Origin of the sequence: Corynebacterium sp. HMSC067D03 (genome assembly GCF_001811185.1) — a bacterium.
In the GTDB taxonomy this organism is placed as follows: Bacteria; Actinomycetota; Actinomycetes; order Mycobacteriales; family Mycobacteriaceae; genus Corynebacterium; species Corynebacterium coyleae.
The window spans coordinates 13,336-33,261 of the sequence record NZ_KV803820.1 but is presented as its reverse complement, the minus strand read 5'-3'; the positions used below and the strand labels follow the sequence as shown (position 1 = coordinate 33,261).

At 58.8% G+C, this 19,926-nt stretch carries 15 protein-coding genes; 4 read left to right on the top strand and 11 right to left on the bottom strand.

The window, feature by feature from the left end:
* Positions 1 to 26: 26 nt before the first annotated feature.
* The 4 genes from HMPREF2785_RS05885 to HMPREF2785_RS05870 form a co-directional block, all read right to left on the bottom strand.
* Entirely contained in the window at positions 27 to 3,458 is a 3,432-nt protein-coding gene (locus HMPREF2785_RS05885) for a bifunctional proline dehydrogenase/L-glutamate gamma-semialdehyde dehydrogenase (RefSeq protein WP_070614512.1), read from the bottom strand.
* 203 nt (positions 3,459 to 3,661) lie between these two features.
* Complete coding sequence (locus HMPREF2785_RS05880; protein ID WP_083308899.1) at positions 3,662 to 4,909, bottom strand: NAD(P)/FAD-dependent oxidoreductase; 1,248 nt, start codon at positions 4,907 to 4,909, stop codon at positions 3,662 to 3,664.
* Positions 4,910 to 5,013: 104 nt separating this feature from the next.
* Positions 5,014 to 7,542: a DEAD/DEAH box helicase gene (locus HMPREF2785_RS05875; protein WP_070614658.1), complete on the bottom strand. Its 2,529-nt coding sequence runs from the start codon at positions 7,540 to 7,542 to the stop codon at positions 5,014 to 5,016.
* 56 nt (positions 7,543 to 7,598) lie between these two features.
* Positions 7,599 to 8,651, bottom strand: coding sequence for a PAC2 family protein (locus tag HMPREF2785_RS05870; protein ID WP_070614511.1), 1,053 nt, complete (start codon positions 8,649 to 8,651; stop codon positions 7,599 to 7,601).
* 36 nt (positions 8,652 to 8,687) lie between these two features.
* On the opposite strand from HMPREF2785_RS05870, the gene HMPREF2785_RS05865 reads away from it, so the two are divergent.
* Positions 8,688 to 9,935, top strand: coding sequence for a DUF4192 domain-containing protein (locus HMPREF2785_RS05865; RefSeq protein ID WP_083308919.1), 1,248 nt, complete (start codon positions 8,688 to 8,690; stop codon positions 9,933 to 9,935).
* Here the strand turns inward: HMPREF2785_RS05865 and galE are convergent.
* The 6 genes from galE to HMPREF2785_RS05835 all read right to left on the bottom strand — a co-directional run bounded on the left by galE (position 9,932) and on the right by HMPREF2785_RS05835 (position 15,400).
* The gene (galE, locus tag HMPREF2785_RS05860) at positions 9,932 to 10,912 is read right to left on the bottom strand and encodes a UDP-glucose 4-epimerase GalE (RefSeq protein ID WP_070422349.1); all 981 of its coding nucleotides are present in this window, start codon (positions 10,910 to 10,912) and stop codon (positions 9,932 to 9,934) included. The genes HMPREF2785_RS05865 and galE overlap by 4 nt on opposite strands.
* Positions 10,913 to 10,931: 19 nt before the next feature.
* On the bottom strand, positions 10,932 to 11,621 hold the full coding sequence (locus tag HMPREF2785_RS05855; RefSeq protein ID WP_070422350.1) for a metal-dependent transcriptional regulator: 690 nt from the start codon (positions 11,619 to 11,621) through the stop codon (positions 10,932 to 10,934).
* 129 nt (positions 11,622 to 11,750) lie between these two features.
* The gene (locus HMPREF2785_RS05850) at positions 11,751 to 12,740 is read right to left on the bottom strand and encodes a sigma-70 family RNA polymerase sigma factor (RefSeq protein ID WP_070422351.1); all 990 of its coding nucleotides are present in this window, start codon (positions 12,738 to 12,740) and stop codon (positions 11,751 to 11,753) included.
* A 118-nt stretch (positions 12,741 to 12,858) separates the two neighbouring features.
* A complete protein-coding gene (dtd, locus tag HMPREF2785_RS05845; protein ID WP_070422352.1) occupies positions 12,859 to 13,293 on the bottom strand; it encodes a D-aminoacyl-tRNA deacylase in 435 nt (144 codons plus the stop codon).
* 21 nt (positions 13,294 to 13,314) lie between these two features.
* Entirely contained in the window at positions 13,315 to 14,856 is a 1,542-nt protein-coding gene (locus HMPREF2785_RS05840; protein WP_070614509.1) for a DUF7782 domain-containing protein, read from the bottom strand.
* On the bottom strand, positions 14,849 to 15,400 hold the full coding sequence (locus tag HMPREF2785_RS05835; RefSeq protein ID WP_083308100.1) for a DUF3099 domain-containing protein: 552 nt from the start codon (positions 15,398 to 15,400) through the stop codon (positions 14,849 to 14,851). The genes HMPREF2785_RS05840 and HMPREF2785_RS05835 overlap by 8 nt, the downstream gene beginning before the upstream one ends.
* Positions 15,401 to 15,448: 48 nt before the next feature.
* Here HMPREF2785_RS05835 and HMPREF2785_RS05830 point away from each other — a divergent pair, with 48 nt between their 5' ends.
* The 3 genes from HMPREF2785_RS05830 to HMPREF2785_RS05820 are packed head-to-tail and all read left to right on the top strand — an operon-like array spanning position 15,449 to position 18,076.
* Complete coding sequence (locus HMPREF2785_RS05830; protein ID WP_070422354.1) at positions 15,449 to 15,706, top strand: DUF3039 domain-containing protein; 258 nt, start codon at positions 15,449 to 15,451, stop codon at positions 15,704 to 15,706.
* Positions 15,703 to 17,460, top strand: a complete 1,758-nt coding sequence (locus tag HMPREF2785_RS05825) for a DEAD/DEAH box helicase (protein ID WP_070451288.1) — start codon at positions 15,703 to 15,705, stop codon at positions 17,458 to 17,460. The genes HMPREF2785_RS05830 and HMPREF2785_RS05825 overlap by 4 nt, the downstream gene beginning before the upstream one ends.
* 52 nt (positions 17,461 to 17,512) lie before the next feature.
* Positions 17,513 to 18,076, top strand: a complete 564-nt coding sequence (locus tag HMPREF2785_RS05820) for a DUF4190 domain-containing protein (RefSeq protein WP_070451290.1) — start codon at positions 17,513 to 17,515, stop codon at positions 18,074 to 18,076.
* Positions 18,077 to 18,185: 109 nt separating this feature from the next.
* On the opposite strand, the gene HMPREF2785_RS05815 is transcribed toward HMPREF2785_RS05820, so the two are convergent.
* A complete protein-coding gene (locus HMPREF2785_RS05815) occupies positions 18,186 to 19,628 on the bottom strand; it encodes an RNA polymerase sigma factor (RefSeq protein WP_070614656.1) in 1,443 nt (480 codons plus the stop codon).
* Positions 19,629 to 19,926: the final 298 nt, after the last annotated feature.

The following is a 19,926-nucleotide window of genomic DNA, read 5'->3' as shown; positions in this document are numbered from 1 at the left end:
CCAGGGTTGTGTCGGTTAGTGGGGGACTAGTTCCTGATGCCGGCCGGGTCGTGGATGACGCCGAAACGGTGCAGGGTTGCGGAGATGGCCTGCTCCAGTAGGTACGGGAGCAACTCACGTCGACCGTCGATGAGCGCCGGGCTATCAAAAACGGCGGTGGTGATGTCGCCGTAGATGTCTGCTGGGGCATCACCGATAACGCGGATGCGCGACGGGGTGCCTTCCACACGGTTCGCATCGACCGTGATCGCAGCAGCCTCCAGATCCGAGGCGATTTCCGCAGGAGCAACGACACGGATCTCGGAGCCGGTGATCGCTGCTGCGAGCAGCTGGCGGTAGACATCGCGCAAGCGGTAGTTCTCACCGACGTAGATCACGACCGGCTCGAGCGTGTTGCGGTAACGGAAGATGTTCGCCTCCGAGCGAAGACCAGAGTGGTCGTGACCACGACCGAACTCGCGGTCCCATGCGCGCTGGTCGTACTCAGCAGCACGGGAGAGCCAGCCGTAATCCTCTGCATCGACGTTCGGGCGGAACACCTCCAGCAGCTCCTGGATATCGGCGGAGATGCTCACGCCCGGCGACGGAGCCACACCATCACGGTCACGCCACGTGCCCATCTGTGCCACATAGTTCGGGCCACCAGCCTTCGCGCCTGGGCCGACCGAGGACTTCTTCCAGCCACCGAACGGCTGACGCTGCACGATTGCACCGGTGATACCGCGATTGACGTAGACGTTGCCAGCTTCCACACGGTCGAGCCAGGTATTGATCTCGTCGCCGTCAAGGGTGTGAATACCCGCAGTCAAGCCGTAGCCGGTGGAGTTCTGCCACTCAATAGCCTCATCGAGGTCCTTGGCGTGCATGATGCCCAGGACCGGTCCGAAGCACTCGTTCTGGTGGTACCAGGAGCCAGGCTTAACGTTGTCGCGGATACCGGGGCTCCAGAACTTGCCTTCATCATCGAGCTTCTTCGGCTGGAGCAACCACTTCTCGCCCGGTTCGAGCTTGGTCAAACCGCGCTGCAGCTTCTCGCCCGGAGCTTCAATCAAGCCGTTCATCGTGGTGGAGAGCTCGGTGCCTGGGCCGACCACGAGAGTGGAAGCAGCGTCAAGGAGCTGGCCACGAATACGCTCAGACTCGGCCGCGGAGCCGACGAGAATTGCCAACGACGCAGCGGAGCATTTCTGGCCGGAGTGGCCGAACGCCGACAGGTACAGGTCGTTGATCGCCAGATCCGGGTCGGCGGACGGCGTGATGATGATGGCGTTCTTGCCCGAGGTCTCAGCCATGACGTTAAGTTGCGGGTTCCACGACTTAAACAGCTGGGCTGTCTCAGATGCGCCGGTGAGGATGATGGCGTCCACGGCGTCGTCGGTAAGCAGTGCCTTGCCCGCCTCACCTTCGTCAGCGCGAACGTACTGCACCGTATCCGGGTCGATGCCCTTCTCTGCGAAGACTGCCTGGATACAATCCGCGATCAGCTTGGCACACTGCGTTACCTGCGGTGCCGGCTTCAGGACCACAGCGGAGCCTGCCGCCAACGCCGCCATGACACCACCGGTCGGAATAGCGACCGGGAAGTTCCACGGCGGAACAACCACCGTGAGCTTGTTCGGTTCGAACTCTGCCTCAATGTCGTCGAGGTGACGGGCGCTATCTGCATAGTAGTCGCAGAAGTCGATAGCCTCGGAGATCTCCGGGTCGGACTGGTCGACAGTCTTGCCAGCCTCGTGCGCAGCAACGGAGATGAACTCGCCACGACGGCGCGCGATCTCGTCACCAATCGCCTCGAGCACTTCTGCACGCTCGTTCGCGGACAGCGCGCCCCACGCCTTCTGCGCCTCGAGTGCGCGCGCGATGTTGTCGCGGATAGCAACCGGATCGGTGATCTCCTCACCGGTGTCGATCGATGGCGGAGTGCTCAGGTGCTTGATCGCCCAAGCACGGTTGGCCTCAAGGGCAGGATCCGTATCCGGCTCGTTGAAGAAGCGGCCGGTCGTTGCGGAAGCATGTGCGACGTGGCGCTCAGTTTCCGTATTACGGTCTTGCGTGCGGTTCGGGCCATTGTGCACGTCCCAACGGTTGCCGACAGCCCAGCGGAAGACGTTCTCTTGCTCCTTAATCGGATCGCGGTCCTCAGTCTTCGGAGCGAACAGGGCATGCAGGAAGTTCTGCGGGGCAGCGTTCTCTTCGAGACGACGCACCAGGTAGCTCACCGCCACGTCGAAGTCTTCGCGGCCGACAACCGGGGTGTAGAGGATCTGGTCGCCGTACACCTCGCGCACGATTTCCTGCTGCGCAGGGGACATGCCCTGCAGCATCTCAGAGTCGATCATCGCGGTGACACCGCGGCGCTGTGCCAGCTCGTATGCCAACGCAGACGTGAACAGGTTGTGCGAAGCGATACCGATAGAAACCGCATCTGCAAACTCAGGGCGCAGGATGAAATCCAGCAGGCGGTAGTAGTTTGCGTCCACCTCATCCTTGGTCAGGTACGGAGCCTGCTCCCAACCCTTGACTTCAGCGTGGTGGCGTTCCATGGACAGGTTCGCACCCTTGACCAGACGGATCTTGATCTTGGAGCCACCGTCGGCCACACGCTTCTGGGCGAAGTCGGCCAGGTACTCGAGTGCACCAAGCGTGTCCGGCAAGTACGCCTGAAGCACAATGCCGCCCTGGTAGTCCTTGAACTCCTCCTCGCTGAGCAGCTGCGTGAACACGTCCAGCGTGAGATGCAGGTCGTGGTACTCCTCCATGTCCATGTTGATGAACACCTGAGGGCTACGGTCGCGCGCAGCGCGGTACAGCGGGCGGATGCGGTCCTTGACCAATCGAACGCATTCGTCGTAATCCCAGTGGTTGAGCTGCGACACCATCGACGATGCCTTGACGGACACATAGGTAACGCGTGGGTTCTTGATCAAATTGAGGGTGCGTTCTGCACGATCTGTTGCTTCCTTCTCGCCGAGGACGGCCTCACCGAGCAGGTTCAAGTTGAGCTGCTCGCCGCGCTGCTGCGCGTTGTCGAGCAGCTTGTTCAGTGCGTCACTTTCGGCATCGAGAACCAGGTGGCCAACGAGCTGGCGGAGACGGGCACGTGCCGCAGGAACAACTACGTTTGGCAGGAATGGGCCGACGAAAGCACCAATTCCGACGAGTAGGGAGTTGATCTGGCCGAGGAATCGGGCGTCGACACCGCGCGTGATCGCCCGCAGTGCGTGTGCTGCGACACGGTTGCTTTCCGGGCGCATGACGCGGTCAACGAAGTCCATGGTGAAGCGGACACCGTTTTCGTCGCGAAGCAACTCAGCGAGCTGCTGGGTGGAGGCGTCGTCGGCGTCTGCTTCGGCGGTAGCTTCCATCCAGTGGTAGGCGCGAGCAACAGCTGCCTCGATTACTGCCTCGAGGTCATCGCTATTCGACGGCGCGATCTGGTTGGTGCTCAGTTGTGGCATTTGTGTTCCTTATCACTCATAACTGACCAATGTGACAGGAATTAAGATAAGGCACAACTGCGATTTTCAATGCAATTAGATGCCGTCGCACGAGTCGTGCGAGGAAACCTGCAGCGCACAGCGTTGACGGGTGGGGAAAACGGGGGATAAAAATAACCCCGCCACATGCATAGTGCAGTGACGGGGTTTGAAACGTTGGTGCGTTACAGGCCACCGAACGGGCCGCGCAGCGGGTCGAACGGCTTGATCGTCTCGTCGATCTCGCCGGTCACAATCTGCTTTGCCAGCATCTTGCCGGACAGCGGGCCCAGGATGATGCCCCACATGCCGTGACCACCGTTGGTGTACACGTTTGGCACCTTCGTCGCGCCAACCAGTGGGAGACCGTCCGGAGTGACCGGGCGGGAACCGACCCACTCGTCCTGGCGATCTTCCCAGTCGATGCCACGGAAGAACGGCTTCGTCGAGTGAATCATCGAGGTAATACGGCCTGGCTGGAACGGCTCATCCGGGCCGCGGAACTCCATCGTGCCTGCGATGCGGAAGCGACCCTGGTACGGGGTGCAGGCGATCTTTGGATCCGGCAGATACACCGGGCAGGTAGCAGGCGCAGCTGTCTCAACCGAGAAGGAGTAGCCGCGACCAGCCTGAATCATCGTGTTCACACCAAGCTGTTTAGCCAAGGACGGAAGCCACGCACCGGTTGCCAAAACAACGTTGTCGGCCTGCAGCCACTCCCCGGTGGAAAGCTTCACGGCTGGCTTGCGGGTGGAGGTGACCTCTACGACCTCAACACCCGTCGTGATCTTGCCACCGCGCTCGATAATCGAATCTGCAATGGCCCGGCAGTACGGACCCGGCTCGATGAAGCGCTGACCGCCCATGCGGTAGGTTGCGCCGACCTTCTCGGTCAGCATCGGGGCGTCAGTGCGGGCGTCGTCAAGCGTGATCTGCTCGAAAGGAATATCTTGGCCGTGACGCTGAGCGCCTTCGACTTCCTTGAGGAAGCCGGCGGCTTTGCCCTCGTTTTCGAAACCGATGATGAACGGACCCTCATGTGTGGAGGCCTTCACACCACCTGCTTCGAGCTCGTCGAAAGCAGCGAGGGAAGCAATATCTGCCTTAGTGAGGCGAGCCATGGTCTTGTCCCATGCGCGTCCCGTCGCGTGTGCCATGAAGTTGGCGCAGAAGCGCCACAGTTTCGGGTCGAAACGCACCGGCACATCCAAGGCTGCGTGCTTATCAAACAGTGCGGTCGGGCCGTATGCCCACAGGCTCGAGTTGGACAGCGGGATCGTCTTTCCCGGTGCCAACCAGCCGGCGTTGCCCCAGGAAGAACCGGCCGCAACATCGATGCGTTCGAGAACTTCCACCTCATGGCCGTATTCCTGCAGGTGCCATGCGGTTGACAGACCGGTCATGCCGGCGCCGACAACAATTGTGCGCGTCACGTTGTGCTCCTTGTCACGCTAGAACCAAAGTTTGCTCCACACAATCTAGCCGGGGTTGCTGTGTTTTGGGGCAAATTAGAGCTTTCCGTTTAGCGCGACGGCTTCTACTGGCCCCGAAACTCCAACGAGGAGACCCGAACCTCACCCGCTTCATCGGATGCGTCGAGATCCACCACACCGTGAATCTGGAACGCGTTGTCGCCTTCGGGGTCGTTAATAATCTGGGTGACCTGCCACGATCTGCCGGATTGATCACCGATGTGGAAGAACTCAGGGCCACGTGCATCTGGGCCAAGATCGACATCGTCGTACTCGTCGAAGTAGTCGTCCATCGCCCCTGGCCAGTCCACCCGCTCGTCTGCCTCGAGGTAGTCGAGCATCTCGGCCAACTCTTCTTCCTTCTCATAGGCGAACAGTTCGACCATCCGGAAGAAGTAGTTTCGGACCATGATTGTGAACGCACGACGGTTGGCGGTCAGCGCGGATGGGTCCTGCACACCAAAGGCCAGTTCTCGGTCGATGGTTTCCTGGCTGACAGGTTCGTCTTCTCCGGTCATATGCGCCCATTCGTCGATGAGCGACGAGTCCACCTGACGAATCATCTCGCCGAGCCATACGACGATGTCCTCGAGCTCGTCGTTCATGTAGGCATCGGGGATGGAGTAGGAGAGCGTGCGCCAAGCATCGGTGAGGTAGCGAAGCACCACACCTTCGGAGCGCGCCAGCCCATATGTGGAAATGAGATCGGAGAACGTCATTGCGTGCTCGATCATGTCCCGCACCACAGACTTCGGCGACGGCTCGAACTCCTTCGCCCATGGGTTGCCTTGGGTGAAGGTATCGAACGCTTCGTCCAACTCGTGGGCCAATGGCTTCGGATAGGTGACATCCTCAATAATCGCCATGCGCTCGGTGTAGTCAACACCTTCAGCCTTTAGCGCAGCAATTTCTTCTCCACGAGCGGCTTTCTCTTGCGCTTGGAGGAGTTGCCTCGGGTCGTCGAGGATCGCTTCAAATGCTGAGATGACATCAAGGGTGTATGTATCCGATTCCGGATCCAGCAGGGTAAGAAACGCCAGTGCGAACGGAGCGAGAGGTTGATTTAGCGCAAAGTCGCGGTCGAGCTCCTGCGTCAGCGTGTATGGGCGAAACGCGGGAGAGTCCGGAGTACGTTCCACCACTCCAGCGTTAATCAGCCCACGGAATAGCTCCACTGCGGTGAGGATGTCCCTGTTCTGCTTCGCACGGTTGTCGTGGTTGTCGCGCAGTAACTTGCGCATGTGCTCGTAGCCGTCACCAGGGCGTGCCACCACGTTGAGCAGCATCGAGTTGCTCACCTTGAACTGGCTTGTCAGCTCTTCGGGTTCAGCGACCTTCAGACGTTCAAAAGTGTTCTCAGACCAGGAAACTTCACCGTCGCGGGCAGATTTCTTCCGTATCTTCTTGAGTTTCTTCGGATCATCACCCGCCTTGCGGCGCAGCTTTACGTTTTCTATCTCGTGTTCGGGTGCTTCCACCACTACAGTGCCTTCGGTGTCGTAGCCTGCGCGACCTGCGCGGCCTGCGATTTGGTGGAATTCACGCGACTTCAAGATGCGCTGGCGAGTTCCGTCGTATTTGGCCAACCCAGTGATGAGCACTGTACGAATCGGCACGTTAATCCCCACACCGAGCGTGTCTGTACCGCAGATGACCTTCAGTAAGCCGGTTTGGGAAAGCCGTTCGACAAGGCGACGGTACTTCGGCAACATGCCTGCGTGGTGGATTCCGATGCCACGACGCACAAGTTTGGACAGCGTCTTGCCAAACGTGGTGGTAAAGCGGAAATTGCCAATCTCTTCAGCGATCCGCTGCTTTTCCTCATCCGTAATGATTTTCATGCTGGTCAGCGCCTGCGCTCGTTCGGTGGCTTCGCGCTGAGAGAAATGCACAACGTAGATCGGTGCCTTGCCGTCGGCGAGCAGCTCCTCAATCGTCTCGTGCACCGGCGTGAACACATAGTGGAAATCCAGCGGAACGGGACGCTCAGCGCCGCCCACATAAGTGGTGGTGCGCCCGGTGCGTTTCGTCAGGTCCTCCTCGAGCCACGCAGTATCGCCTAGTGTCGCCGACATCAGCAGAAACTGTGCCTTTGGCAACTCGAGGAGCGGAACCTGCCAGGCCCATCCGCGCTCCGGCTCGGAATAGTAATGGAACTCGTCCATGACGACCTGGTCGATCCGTGCATGCTCGCCCTCTCGTAGCGCGATATTTGCGACGATCTCCGCTGTGGCTGCAATGATTGGCGCATTGGAGTTCACCGTTGCGTCACCGGTCATCATGCCGACGTTTTCAGCGCCGAAAATCTCGCACAGCGCGAAAAACTTCTCGCTTACCAGTGCCTTAATCGGCGCCGTATAAAACGATCGTTGTCCACGGGCGAGGGCAATGAAATGCGCCGCGTTGGCCACCATGGACTTCCCGGATCCAGTTGGGGTAGCCAAGATAACGTTGTCGCCAGCGAGCAACGCTAGCGAAGCTTCCTCTTGAGCAGGGTAGAGGCTGATACCGCGGGACTCGGTCCACGAGGTAAACGAGTCCCACACCACGTCCTCGAAGAGGGACTCAGGTGCTTCGGCAATGTCGGAGAGCATATCAGTGAGCGTCACGCTCACCACCGTAGCTGACCGCCCCGACATCCCATCAGCATTTAGGATGTTGCGCCGGTGTCACCTTCGCTGTCGTCGTCACTGTCGCCGTCACCTTCTTCAGCGTCGGGGTCGATGAAGTAGTAGTCACGCAAGCGCCGATCAGTGTCCTCATCGTGAGGCAGACTGCGCTGTTGACCACGGTTGCGGTCTCGGTCCTCGATGGCGGTGAGGTAGTTCTCAAAAGCCTCGCTGATTTCCTCACCCGAGGGCATCTGTGCCTCACCGGGCATCATGGCTTGCGGGTGGTGGCGACGGTATTCCTCCATCTCCTGGTCATAGTGTTCCTCCAAGGCCTGGACCACATGGGTGATCTCAGCGGAGTTCGTCGTTTGTTCTGCAAGTTGCTGGGAGACCCGCTTCATGTCGCCTTCCAACGAACCAAGCGGGAAGGTCAACGTGGTGGAATCCTCTACCGACTGCAAGAGCTGGAAAGTTGCGTGCGGGTACGGAGAAGCAGCGACATAGTGCGGGACGTGCGCTGTGTAGCCTGCGACATTTCGCCCACGCTTGTGGAGTTCGCGCTCAATGAGAATTGCGGCGGAGCCAGGAACGCTCACCATACCGTCGAAGGTGTACATCGAGCCGACGAGGTCGGTGTCGTTGCCGTGTGCTGATACCACAAGGGGGCGAGTGTGTGGCGCGCCCATAGGGGCAGCGTAGAGGCAGATCGTTTTATCCACGTTGAAACGCTCGACGAGGTCGGCGACTGCATTGCTAAACGCTTCCCAGCGAAGATCCGGTTCAGGCCCGGACAGGAGCAAGAAAGACTTGCCCTTGCTGTCGCGCAGGACCCGCATATCGAGTTGCAGGTCTGCAACGTCTGCGATTTCAGCATGGGCGAGTGTCACCGTTGGGCGTCGTGAGCGGTAGTCGATGAGCTCGTCGTTGCTAAACGTCGCCACCGTATGGGTCTCTAGCGCGGCCTTAAGATGGTCGGCTGCAGACTCAACTGCGTGACCTGCGTCGGCGTAGCCGTGCATGGCAATAATCAGCGCCGGGCCCGATTGGGAGGTGCTGTCCACGGTGGGCGAGGGGTACTCAAGCTCGTACATCTGCTGATCGTAAGTCACGGTTGTAGATCTCCTGAAATGGTATCGCTGATTCCCCCACCACAACGAAGGAAGCGAGCAAAACATTCCCCGTTATGTTTTTGGATGGAACCGAACACTGCTTCAGTGCGTCTGATATTTATGACAGACACTCAACCACAAGGAACTCATTCATCGGATGGTGCTGGCGCGGCGCACCACGACACCTACACATTGCAATCGCCCGCGCACTTGATTGCATCACTTCCTGGAACTCTCGGTTACTTTCCAACTGAAACTGTTTCGCTGATCACCTTGCAAGCGCGTCCGGGGGAACCTGACATCTTGGATGTTGGGCCGTACTTATGCTCTGATTTGGGCAGCACAGAGCAGCTTCGCAACATGCTTGAGCAACTGCCAATAACGCAACGTGTGGCGACGTTTGGCGTGATCATTAGCCGAGTCCCTGATTCGGAGATGGTCAAACAGGCCATTAAGGAGTTGCGAGACAGTTATCAGGGGATTGTGCCACTGGTCGACGCGTGCTGGTTAGTTTCGGAAGTCGCTGATGGCACCCCGTACCGCCTCGCGTTCTCCAACGAGACGGAGAACGCACAGATCTGGGGGTGGGAGGACACATTCACTTCGGGTACGGTCGCTTCGGTGATCGCGTCGCCGGCGATGCGGCCGTACATCGATAACGGCTTGCTGCCGGAACTCGATCGCGCGGATACGTTCGAGCACTTCGACCCGCTATTGCTCAGCGATGCTGTGCGTTGCGACGAGGTCGCGCCCGCTGCGTATCGACGAGGCCTTGACCTAATGGATCTGGTCTCAGTGGCACCTGCTCTTGCGCGCCGGGACGTCGAGCGGGCCTGCGAGCTCTTCGTCTCAACGCCAGCGGATTCGATCATTGACGGGGATGGATACGTTGAACTGAGCGATGTGTTTCAGTCGGATGACGAAGTCGAACTTATCGCCGCGATGCTGAGCAGAAGCCGGTTGCGCGACTGCTTAATCGTCGACGCGCTTGCATACCCGTTCGGGGCATCCGCGGTGATGTTGTGTATCGCGAGGAACTTCACCGGAGCCATTCGGGCCAACGCGTTGTGTCTTTGGGCGATGGTTGCCCTTTCCCAACGCTTGTACGCATGGGCGGGCACTGCGTTGCGGTGCGCAGACGAGGAAGTTCCAGGTCATGCGCTGTCGAATCTGCTGCTGCAAGTGATGCTGGCGGGCAAGGCAGAAGAGATTCTTGAAGTGAGCAGTCGAGCATGCAGAGACACGTGGCTCGAATTCGGAGGTTAACGCGCCGAGTGCGAACGGCTTCCCAGTTCGCGGGTGAACGCCCATGCGTCCTCGACGATTCGGCGTAGATCTGTGCGGGTGGGGTTCCAACCAAGCTCACTTTTGATCTTTTCGGACGACGCGATGAGCACAGCCGGATCGCCTGCACGGCGAGGAGCTACCTCAGCTGGGATGGGATGGCCGGTGACTTCGCGACACATCTCCACAACTTCTCGCACCGAATAGCCAGCACCGGAACCAAGGTTATAGATCTTGTGTTGGCCAGGCGTGTTGTTTTCCAAAGCGAGCATGTGGGCGTCGGCGAGGTCGCGGATGTGAATGTAGTCGCGCACGCAAGTACCGTCGTTTGTTGGCCAGTCATCGCCGTACATCATGATCTTGTCGCGGTAGCCCATGGCAACCTGCAACACAATGGGGATGAGGTGGGTTTCAGTGATGTGGTTTTCACCAACACCGTTGTGTGCGCCGGCGACGTTGAAGTAGCGCAGACTCGTTGCGCCGAGGCCGTACGCATTGGCGTAGGACGTGATTGCGTGGTCAATCGCTAGCTTGGAGGCGCCGTAGGGATTCGTTGGACGTGTTGGCGCATCTTCGGTAATCGGCACGGTGTCTGGTTCACCGTAGGTGGCAGCGGTCGAGGAAAACACCAGGGATTTCACGTCGTGCTTGCGCATTGCGTCGAGCAACGCGAGTGATACTCCGACATTGCCATGCCAGTACTTGGCGGGATCCTCCATCGACTCGCCGACAAGCGAGCGTGCAGCGAAATGCAGTACGCCATCGACGTCACCGTCAGCCAGTACGTCGTCGATAACATCGACAATGTTTCCCTCAACGAGCACAGCCTGCTCAGGGACAGCGTAGCGGTTTCCAGTGCTGAAATCGTCGATAACGGTGACGTCGTGGCCTGCTTCAAGCAGTGCTTGCGCGCACACACTTCCGACGTATCCTGCGCCGCCTGTGACTACAAGTTTCATGGGGTTTCTCCTCGAAGCGTTAGTTGAGCGGTTCGACGCGCAGCGCGTGTGCTAGCTCAGATGGAAGTACAACAGTTTCTCCGTTGGCGGTCTTGACTTCCAGCGCGCCGTCTTCAAATGGAGTCAACGTCACTTCTTGGCCGACGAAGTGACCGATGCCTGCAAGGGAGACACCGTCTGTCAACGGGACCTGAAGAATTTCCGAAATCTGCACAACACGCGCTCTGGTCGGTTCCTGGATTCGAAGATCGGTCGCTCGAGTTCCGCGTGTCTCGGGCACCCCCTGTGGTGCTCCCAGCTCTTCCAGTGCGGGGATCGGGTTACCAAATGGGGAGTGGGTGGGGTTATCCAACACTGCGACAAGGCGACGTTCGACCTCTTCGCTCATGACGTGTTCCCAGCGACATGCCTCGTCGTGCACTTTCTCAATATCAAGGCGCAGCACGTCGGTCAGAAGACGTTCCGCGAGACGGTGTTTGCGCATCACCGCGGTTGCGAGTGCGCGCCCTTCCTCAGTGAGGGAGAGGGAACGGTCTTGCTCAACAACGATAAGTCCGTCGCGCTCCATGCGTGCCACAGTTTGCGACACGGTGGGGCCAGACTGCTCAAGTCGTTCAGCGATGCGGGCGCGAAGGGGAGTGATGCCCTCTTCTTCCAGCTCGTAGACCGTTCGCAAGTACATTTCTGTGGTGTCGACGAGGTCACGCACGGTTGTTGGTTCCTTCCACTCGACGAGGCAGCAGCTGTTGCTGCTATAACGAACGTTCGACAAATACTGTAGCCCAGCGATAGTGACCTAAGTCCCATCACTGGGCGTAGTTGTTGTTTTTCCTAATGGCTACATTGCGTAATCGCGAAGACGGTCTGCACGTTCGCCCACACGAAGCTTCGCCATGACTTCGCGTTCGATCTGACGTACGCGTTCCCGGGATAGTCCGTACTGTCGGCCAATCTGGTCCAAGGTGCGCGGCACACCGTCAGTCAGTCCATAGCGCATGCGGATGACATCCTGTTCGCGCTGCTCAAGGCCGTTAATGATGTCTTGAATGTCGTCATGGCGCAGCGTAGTCACGACGGCGTCTTCGGCGTCGGTGGCTTCCGCGTCCTCGATGAAGTCACCCAAAGGCGCCTCTTCATCTGCACCGACCGGCATATCCAAGCTGACGGGGTCGCGGGATTGGCGCAGCAGCATTTCGATCTTGGACTCTTCGATGCCGGACTCTTCGGACAGTTCCTCGTTCGTCGGCTCACGGCCGAGAGATTGATACATTTCGCGACGAATACGTGAGAGCTTGTTGACCTGTTCGACAAGGTGCACAGGGAGGCGGATTGTGCGGGACTGGTCAGCCATACCTCGCGTGATTGCTTGGCGGATCCACCAGGTGGCGTAGGTGGAAAACTTAAAGCCCTTGGCGTAGTCAAACTTTTCCATCGCACGAATAAGGCCGAGGTTGCCTTCTTGGATGAGGTCCAACAGTGGCATTCCGCGGCCGGTGTAGCGCTTCGCAAGCGATACGACCAGGCGCAGGTTCGCCTCGAGGAGGTGCGCGCGCGCCTTGCGGCCTTGCTTAGCGAGGATTGTCAGGTCGCGCTTTTTTGCCCGGGTGAGTTTCACCTCCGGATCGTCGAGAAGATGCTGAGCGTAGAGGCCAACTTCGATCTGTTGGGCAAGCTCGACCTCTTCTTCAGCGTTGAGTAGGGCGGTTTTGCCGATGCCGTTGAGATAAACGCGTACAAGGTCTGCGGATGGGTTGTCGTTGGTCTGATTACGTCGGCTACCGCGGTCGACGTTCTCTTCTTTTTCTGTGGCACGATCCGGCTGGGTCATGTGACAACGCCTCCTCGGACTGGGGTGAAACACTTCATGTTGCATCGGTGCAATCTGATAGACCAACGGTCCGAGGTGAAGAGGTGTTCCCGCGGGCACCATTTATATTCACTGAGCGTTACGTTTCTACCAACACGGTGAACGGCCCTTCGTTGACACTCTGGACTTGCATGTTGGCGCCGAATCGCCCTTCTTCGACATGAATTCCGCGTTCACGCAGTGCCGACGCGATCTTTGCGATGATTGGCTCCGCAACTTCGCCAGGGGCAGCGTCTCCCCACGATGGGCGGCGACCCTTGGCAGTGCGGCCTAAAAGCGTGAACTGGCTGACTAAAAGCACCGGAGCATTGACGTCTTCAACGGACTTTTCCCCGTCGAGAATGCGCAGTTCTGCAATTTTGCGGGCCATCTTTTGCCAGGCTTCTTCGTCGTCTTCGCGGCCAACGCCGACAAGGGCGAGGATTCCGCCTGTCTCAGCGCAATTGATAGCGCCGACAACGTCGCCGTCGACGGTGACGGAAGCCTCGGAAACGCGGGTCAGGACGGCTTTCACAGGATATTCCTCTGTTTCTGATCAGATAGCGGCGATTTCTGCGGGTAGGACAACGCCATGACGGACAAGATCAACTATGGCTGCCGAGCTGGATTGCTCAAGTTCATGTAGTGCAGCCTCGTCGTTAATACCGTTGGCAGCAGCGTAGAGCCCAGTGACGTCGCGAAGCGCAAGGCCTTGCGGGTGCAGCCCACGAATAACGGAGAGCACCCCAGCATCCACGGTATGGGTAAACCGTGGCCCGTCCGTGCGAGTCACACGGATGACCTCGGGTGCGAAGCCGATACCGGTTTCTGTGTCGGCCAAACTGACCTCCTCAAGCGCGACCCCTGGGCGCAGCATGTATTGGGCATCAAGAACTTCGGCGAAGGATTTTCCACGCAGCCAATCGCTACGCAGGAAGTATTCTTCAACCTCCGGTGCTAAGCGGTCAGTGAAATGCTGGGATAGTTCCTCAGCGGTGACCTCAGTTGCGGCATCGCCGATATCTTCCAAGACAATCCACCCGAATCCGATTCCAGTGACGTTATTTTGCGCAAAGTGCTCCAGCCACCGTTCGGTGCGTTCGATGCCTTCAGTAGAGCGGGGGTCGATGGATTCGTCGCGAAGCCACGTGGAGATGTACATCCCTGGATCCACAACATCGCGCTGCAGCACCCAGGCGTTCACTCCTGTGCTGGGCAACCACGACGCCACTCGAGACTGCCAGGACGCATCCTTGCTGTGCACCCAGGAACCCAGGATGAAAGCACGGCCGCCTTCGGCAAGATGTTCCACTGCGCCGGAGACAACGAGCTCGGAGGCCGCATCAAGATCCAAGCCTGAATCGCGGTAGACATGGCCCACCTCGGGTAGTCCGACAACAAATGGGGGGTTGGCCACAATGCGGTCGAACCGTTCGCCCGCAACAGGTTCAAACCAACTTCCTTGCCTCAGTTCCACATTGTCTACACCGTTGGCAGCAAACGTTGCTCGAGCTAGGTCCAGCGCTCGACCGTGAACATCTGTCGCGACAACTCTCTTAGCAACGTGGGCCTGTGCAAGTGCCTGCACCCCCGAACCCGTTCCCAAATCCAAAACAGACGACACCGGTGTCTGAGGCGCAGCCGAAAGCAGTGATAAGGAAGCGGCGCCAACGCCGAGAACATGATCGTGTCCTGGGACGATGTCGGTCATCGACGCATCGAGATCGGAAAAGACAAAGCGCTCCTCATCTGCGATCACATGCGGGCGCACATCGAGTGCGATGTGAAGTTCGGCATTGTCGGTTGCAGGGGCGACCACGCAGTCGTCGATAAGCAGCTGCACAAGCTCTTGCGACAGCACATCACTGAGTTCCGCTGCGGTGCATGGCTCGCGCAAGATAAAAAACCGGATCAACCGCGACAAACGGGACCCATCCTGGCACGCGTGGCGCACTACTCCAGGCTCACCGCGAAACATCGCCTGCGTCGCGGCTGGCCCAAGGTGCTCAGCAATCCCTGCGGACGTAAAACCGGCCTTTGCCAATGCTTGGGCAAGAGTTTTCGCTGTCTCCGGGCTTACCGTTACTGAATCACTCATCGTTGTCTCCTGTTGCATCATCCCCACCGTCGTCGTGATCGATGATATCGGGCACGTTTGCCGTGCTTGACGACGAACTCTCGAGCGCCACACGACGAGAATTCTCCAACCGAATCTCCTCACGCACTACCGCAGGCTTGTACACGTTTTTTGAGCGTGCATCCCGCTTCTCGCCCTGTGCGTTGCCCAACACCACCGCAATCCAAGGCAGCGGTACCGAGACGACGAACAATATTGCCGCCAGCACCCACCAGCTCATCCACGCAGCCCAGATCGCGGCGAGGATGAACGGTAGGCGAAGCCCCTGCAAAATGGCGTACTGCTTCTCACGAGACTGCCGGTTTTGTTCAGGACTCGTCACCGCGTCTGTGATCAAAGCGCGGGCCATGCGACGACGCCGACGCGAGTGAGGCACAGAGGAGTCGACGACATCCTCGGCTTGAGCGTCAACCGTCTGATCGTCCTGGCTCAAACTAGAGAACAACCCGTCACGGGCTCGGTCCCGCGGATCCGAATCGGGGGAAACGTTCTCATTGGTGCTCATATGTGTCGAGGTTAGCCCTCCGGCTTAACCTCTCGCTCAATTTGGGGCATGATAGAGCGCGTGAACACGACGACGAAGACACTTGAACGCCCGGATTTGCGGGAAGATACCTCGTCGACAACCGACGACGGAACCCCGAAGTTTTTTCACTACGTCAAAAAAGACCAAATTGTCGACTCTGCGATTTCCGGCAAAATGGTCGTCGCCCTGTGTGGCGAAACCTTCCCGGTGAAAAAACAAGCAAAGCCCGGCTCTCCGGTGTGCCCGGACTGCGAGCGGATCTATAAGGGGCTGCGCCGCAAGTGACAGCCGCGTCTTCTGGGCCTTCGCTGCGCAAATGGCAGCAGGAGGCCCTCGATTCGTTTCTGAGTACCAAGCCACGCGACTTCATGGCTGTGGCAACGCCCGGCGCAGGTAAGACCACCTTCGCGCTCACGCTTGCCTCGACCCTGCTTGCTGACCGCACCGTTCAGCGCATTATCGTTGTCGTACCGACCGAACACCTCAAGCACCAGTGGTCGGACGCCGCCAAGCGGTTCGGAATGTCGTTGGACCCAAACTTCACCAACTCTTCGGCAGTCAACGCCGCCTACGACGGCATCGTCGTCACGTATGCGCAAGTAGGTATGCACCCCTTCAAACACCATGCTGTCGCTTCAGCACGACGCACGCTGGTGATTCTCGACGAGATCCACCACGCAGGTGACTCCAAGAGCTGGGGTGATGGTGTCTACGAGGCATACAACGACGTCGAACACCGACTCGCTCTGACCGGTACACCGTTTCGCTCCGACGACTCCCAGATCCCTTTCGTGCGCTACGTCGAAGACGGCGCCGGCCACCTCGTCTCAGAATCGGACTACACCTACGGCTATTCCCACGCACTGGCCGATGGCGTCGTCCGACCCGTGGTGTTCCTTGCATACTCCGGCGAAGCACAATGGAAAGACTCAGCGGGGGAGGAGTACTCAGCTCGCCTCGGCGAACCACTGAACGCCGAACAAACCGCACGTGCATGGAAGACCGCACTGGACCCGAAAGGTGACTGGGTCGCAGCCGTCCTTAATGCTGCGCACACCCGTTTGATGAAAGTCCGCGCAAACATGCCAGACGCCGGCGGGCTGGTCATCGCCACCAACAAAACCACCGCCCGCGCATACGCGAAGATCCTGGAAAAACTTTCCAACACCCCAGTCACGCTCGTTCTTTCCGACGAACCAGGCGCCTCCGACCGCATTGATGAATTCTCGGCATCCCGCGACGAATGGATGGTCGCTGTCCGCATGGTGTCCGAAGGCGTCGACGTGCCACGCCTATCCGTCGGCGTCTACGCAACCTCAGCATCCACACCATTGTTCTTCGCCCAGGCCATCGGACGCTTCGTCCGTTCCCGCATGCCCGGCGAATCGGCCTCCGTCTTCCTGCCCTCCGTCCCAGTGCTGCTGCGCCTGGCTGAGGAAATGGAAGTTTCACGCGACCACGTCCTAGGCAAACCTCACCGCGAATCCGGCTGGTCCGACGAACTGCTCGAGCAGGCCAACCGCACCCAAAACGAACCCGACGAAACCTCCGGATACGAAACCATCGGAGCATCGGCGGAGCTCGACTCGCTGATCTTCGACGGATCCACCTACGGCACCCCAACAGTCGCCGGCTCTGCAGAGGAACAAGACTTCCTCGGACTGCCCGGCCTCCTCGACGCCGAGCAAGTACGCACCCTGCTGGCCAAACGCCAGGCCGACCAACTCGACGCACGCGATGCTGAAGAAAAAGCGCGCCGGGCAGAGGAACGACGCGCTCGTGAACGAGCAGAGATCCTCGGGGAGCCGCAGAAGGTAACACAGCCGGTGGAGGAGACTCCCCAAAGTGCAACTGCAGCTGACGAACTCCCTCAGCTACGCAGCGAACTCAACGCGCGCGTATCCATCGTCGCCAGCAAAACTGGTCGCCCACACGGTGCGATCCACACCGAGGTACGAAAGGCCTGCGGAGGTCCACCGACTGCACTGTGTAGCGCGGAACAGCTCCGAGAACGCATCGCATACCTTCGTGACTGGTGACACCGAAGTCGGTACAGTGGGCGGGCACATTACGTAAAACGAGGAGAAACGAATGACTGACCGCTACAACCCCAACGGTTACCCGAACGACCCGAACGGCCACCCTGAGGGAGTCTCGCCCTATAACCAGCCGCAGCCGGAAGGCTACGACACAGCGAACAACTACGCCGGCTATGAGGCACCAGCGGGCTATGACACGGCCCAGAGCCCCTCCGCTTACGGCGCGCCCTACGGCACAGCGCCGGTAGGGGAGCAGAAACCTAATGGCGTTGCAATGGCAGCCCTGATTTTCGGCATTCTCTCGATCCCTGCCATGTTCACGTTGTTCGGTGCCATCATTCTTGGTGTCATCGCGGTGATCCTCGGCATCGTTGGTATCCGTAAATCGAAGAACATCGTGGGGCCGGGTTCCCGCAAAGGCATGGCGGTGACCGGCCTGGTCCTAGGCGCTTTCGCAATGATCGCAACTGCGGTGATGATCTTCTGGGGTGTGTACTTTGCCAAGGACATCATCGGCGATTGTGAACAGTACCAATCGGACAACGCTGCATACCAGAAGTGCATCGAAGATGGCTTCAATGAAAAGATAAATGAAATGGAAGGGTCCTCGAACTAAAGACCGCGGTGATACTCGCCGTAAACGAGTAGCACCGAGTAAAGCGCAAGCTCAGCGCCCCGGCAGATACATGATCTGGCCGGGGCGCTGAGCTTTGTCGCGTGAAAATTTAGTCCAGGTAGTCGCGCAACACCTGGGAGCGCGACGGGTGACGCAACTTCGACATCGTCTTCGACTCGATCTGGCGGATACGTTCACGCGTGACGCCGTAGACCTGACCAATTTCATCTAAGGTGCGCGGCATGCCATCGCTCAAGCCGAAGCGCAGGCGAACGACGCCAGCCTCACGTTCGGTGAGCGTGTGCAGAACGTCTTGCAGCTGATCCTGTAGAAGCGTGAAGGACACGGCATCCACGGCAACGACTGCCTCGGAGTCTTCGATGAAGTCGCCGAGCTGACTATCGCCCTCGTCACCAATCGTCTGGTCGAGCGAAATCGGCTCACGAGCGTACTGCTGGATCTCGAGGACCTTCTCCTCGGTGATATCCATTTCCTTTGCCAGTTCGAGCGGCGTTGGCTCGCGACCGAGGTCCTGCAGCAGCTCACGCTGAATGCGGCCAAGCTTGTTGATGACCTCGACCATGTGCACCGGAATACGAATGGTGCGGGCCTGGTCTGCCATAGCACGCGTAATTGCCTGGCGGATCCACCACGTGGCATAGGTGGAGAACTTGTAGCCCTTGGAATAGTCGAACTTCTCAACGGCACGGATGAGGCCAAGGTTTCCTTCCTGAATCAGATCCAGGAATGCCATCCCGCGGCCGGTGTAACGCTTGGCCAGCGACACGACGAGACGCAAGTTCGCCTCGAGCAGATGGTTCTTTGCCTTGCGGCCATCACGAGCAACCGCGCGGAGATCACGCTTTACCGCAGGCGTGAGCTTTGCATCCTTGTCGCCTTCTGCAGCAGCACGTGCCATCTCGTCGAGACGGTGCTGTGCGTAGAGTCCTGCCTCGATGCGCTTCGCAAGAGAGACCTCTTGCTCTGCATCGAGAAGTGCAACCTTGCCGATTTGCTTGAGGTAGGCACGAACAGAGTCCGCGGATGCGGTCAGCTGAGCATCCTTGCGTGCTTGGCGCAGGGCAGCGGATTCTTCAATGTCCCAGACAGAAGAACCGTCGTCCTCTTCTTCCTCGTCATCTTCGTCTTCGGTCTCGTCGGCGTCGTCCATGGCACCGTCGAGATCTTCGTCGAACGCGTCGTCCTCATCGTCGCCCATGTCCGGGTCGTAATCCTCGGCATCGGTCGGATCCAAGGACTCGTCGTCCGCGCTTGTTGCCTCGAGATCCTCGGTCTCGGCTTCGTCCGCCTTCGCTGCAGCGGTTTGAGCAGCCTTTGTGGTGCGCTTCGCCGCAGACTTACGGACAGTTTTCTTCGCGGACTTCTTTACCGTCTTCTTGGCTGTCTTTTTCGCGGTTTTCTTCGCAGTCTTTTTAGCAGTCTTTTTCGCGGTTTTCTTCACTGCTTTTTTGGCTGCTTTCTTCACCGTCTTCTTGGCAAGCTTCGAGTCGGTACCGGAACCGTTGCTCTCGCCACCGTTTGACGGATCCACAGGCTCGCCATGAACGGTGTTGTTGCTTGAAGCTTCGCTGGCTACCACGTACGCCCTTTCGACTCATCAGACTATCTCGGGGCCGGGACCTCGCAAGAGGTTCGGCCCACAACCACTGCGATGTGCACTTCATCGTTGTGAAGTGCAGTTGGTGCAGTGTTTGCTACCACTGGAAAACCAGGGTACGCAAGCACATAAAAATTTTCAGAACGCCCATCCTAGCAAGCAGGTGAACGTTCCATTTTTATGTGCCTACTGCACGTATGGGCGCGTAGCCCGAATATGCAGAATGTCAACA

Coding starts and splice junctions, on each gene's coding strand:
- HMPREF2785_RS05875 (WP_070614658.1), bottom strand. CDS start 7,542: ATGCTCTCCGACATTGCCGAAGCACCTGAGTCCCTCTTCGAGGACGTG.
- HMPREF2785_RS05835 (WP_083308100.1), bottom strand. CDS start 15,400: ATGAGCACCAATGAGAACGTTTCCCCCGATTCGGATCCGCGGGACCGA.
- HMPREF2785_RS05870 (WP_070614511.1), bottom strand. CDS start 8,651: ATGTACGAGCTTGAGTACCCCTCGCCCACCGTGGACAGCACCTCCCAA.
- HMPREF2785_RS05885 (WP_070614512.1), bottom strand. CDS start 3,458: ATGCCACAACTGAGCACCAACCAGATCGCGCCGTCGAATAGCGATGAC.
- galE (WP_070422349.1), bottom strand. CDS start 10,912: ATGAAACTTGTAGTCACAGGCGGCGCAGGATACGTCGGAAGTGTGTGC.
- HMPREF2785_RS05830 (WP_070422354.1), top strand. CDS start 15,449: ATGATAGAGCGCGTGAACACGACGACGAAGACACTTGAACGCCCGGAT.
- HMPREF2785_RS05840 (WP_070614509.1), bottom strand. CDS start 14,856: ATGAGTGATTCAGTAACGGTAAGCCCGGAGACAGCGAAAACTCTTGCC.
- HMPREF2785_RS05850 (WP_070422351.1), bottom strand. CDS start 12,740: ATGACCCAGCCGGATCGTGCCACAGAAAAAGAAGAGAACGTCGACCGC.
- HMPREF2785_RS05820 (WP_070451290.1), top strand. CDS start 17,513: ATGACTGACCGCTACAACCCCAACGGTTACCCGAACGACCCGAACGGC.
- HMPREF2785_RS05865 (WP_083308919.1), top strand. CDS start 8,688: ATGGTATCGCTGATTCCCCCACCACAACGAAGGAAGCGAGCAAAACAT.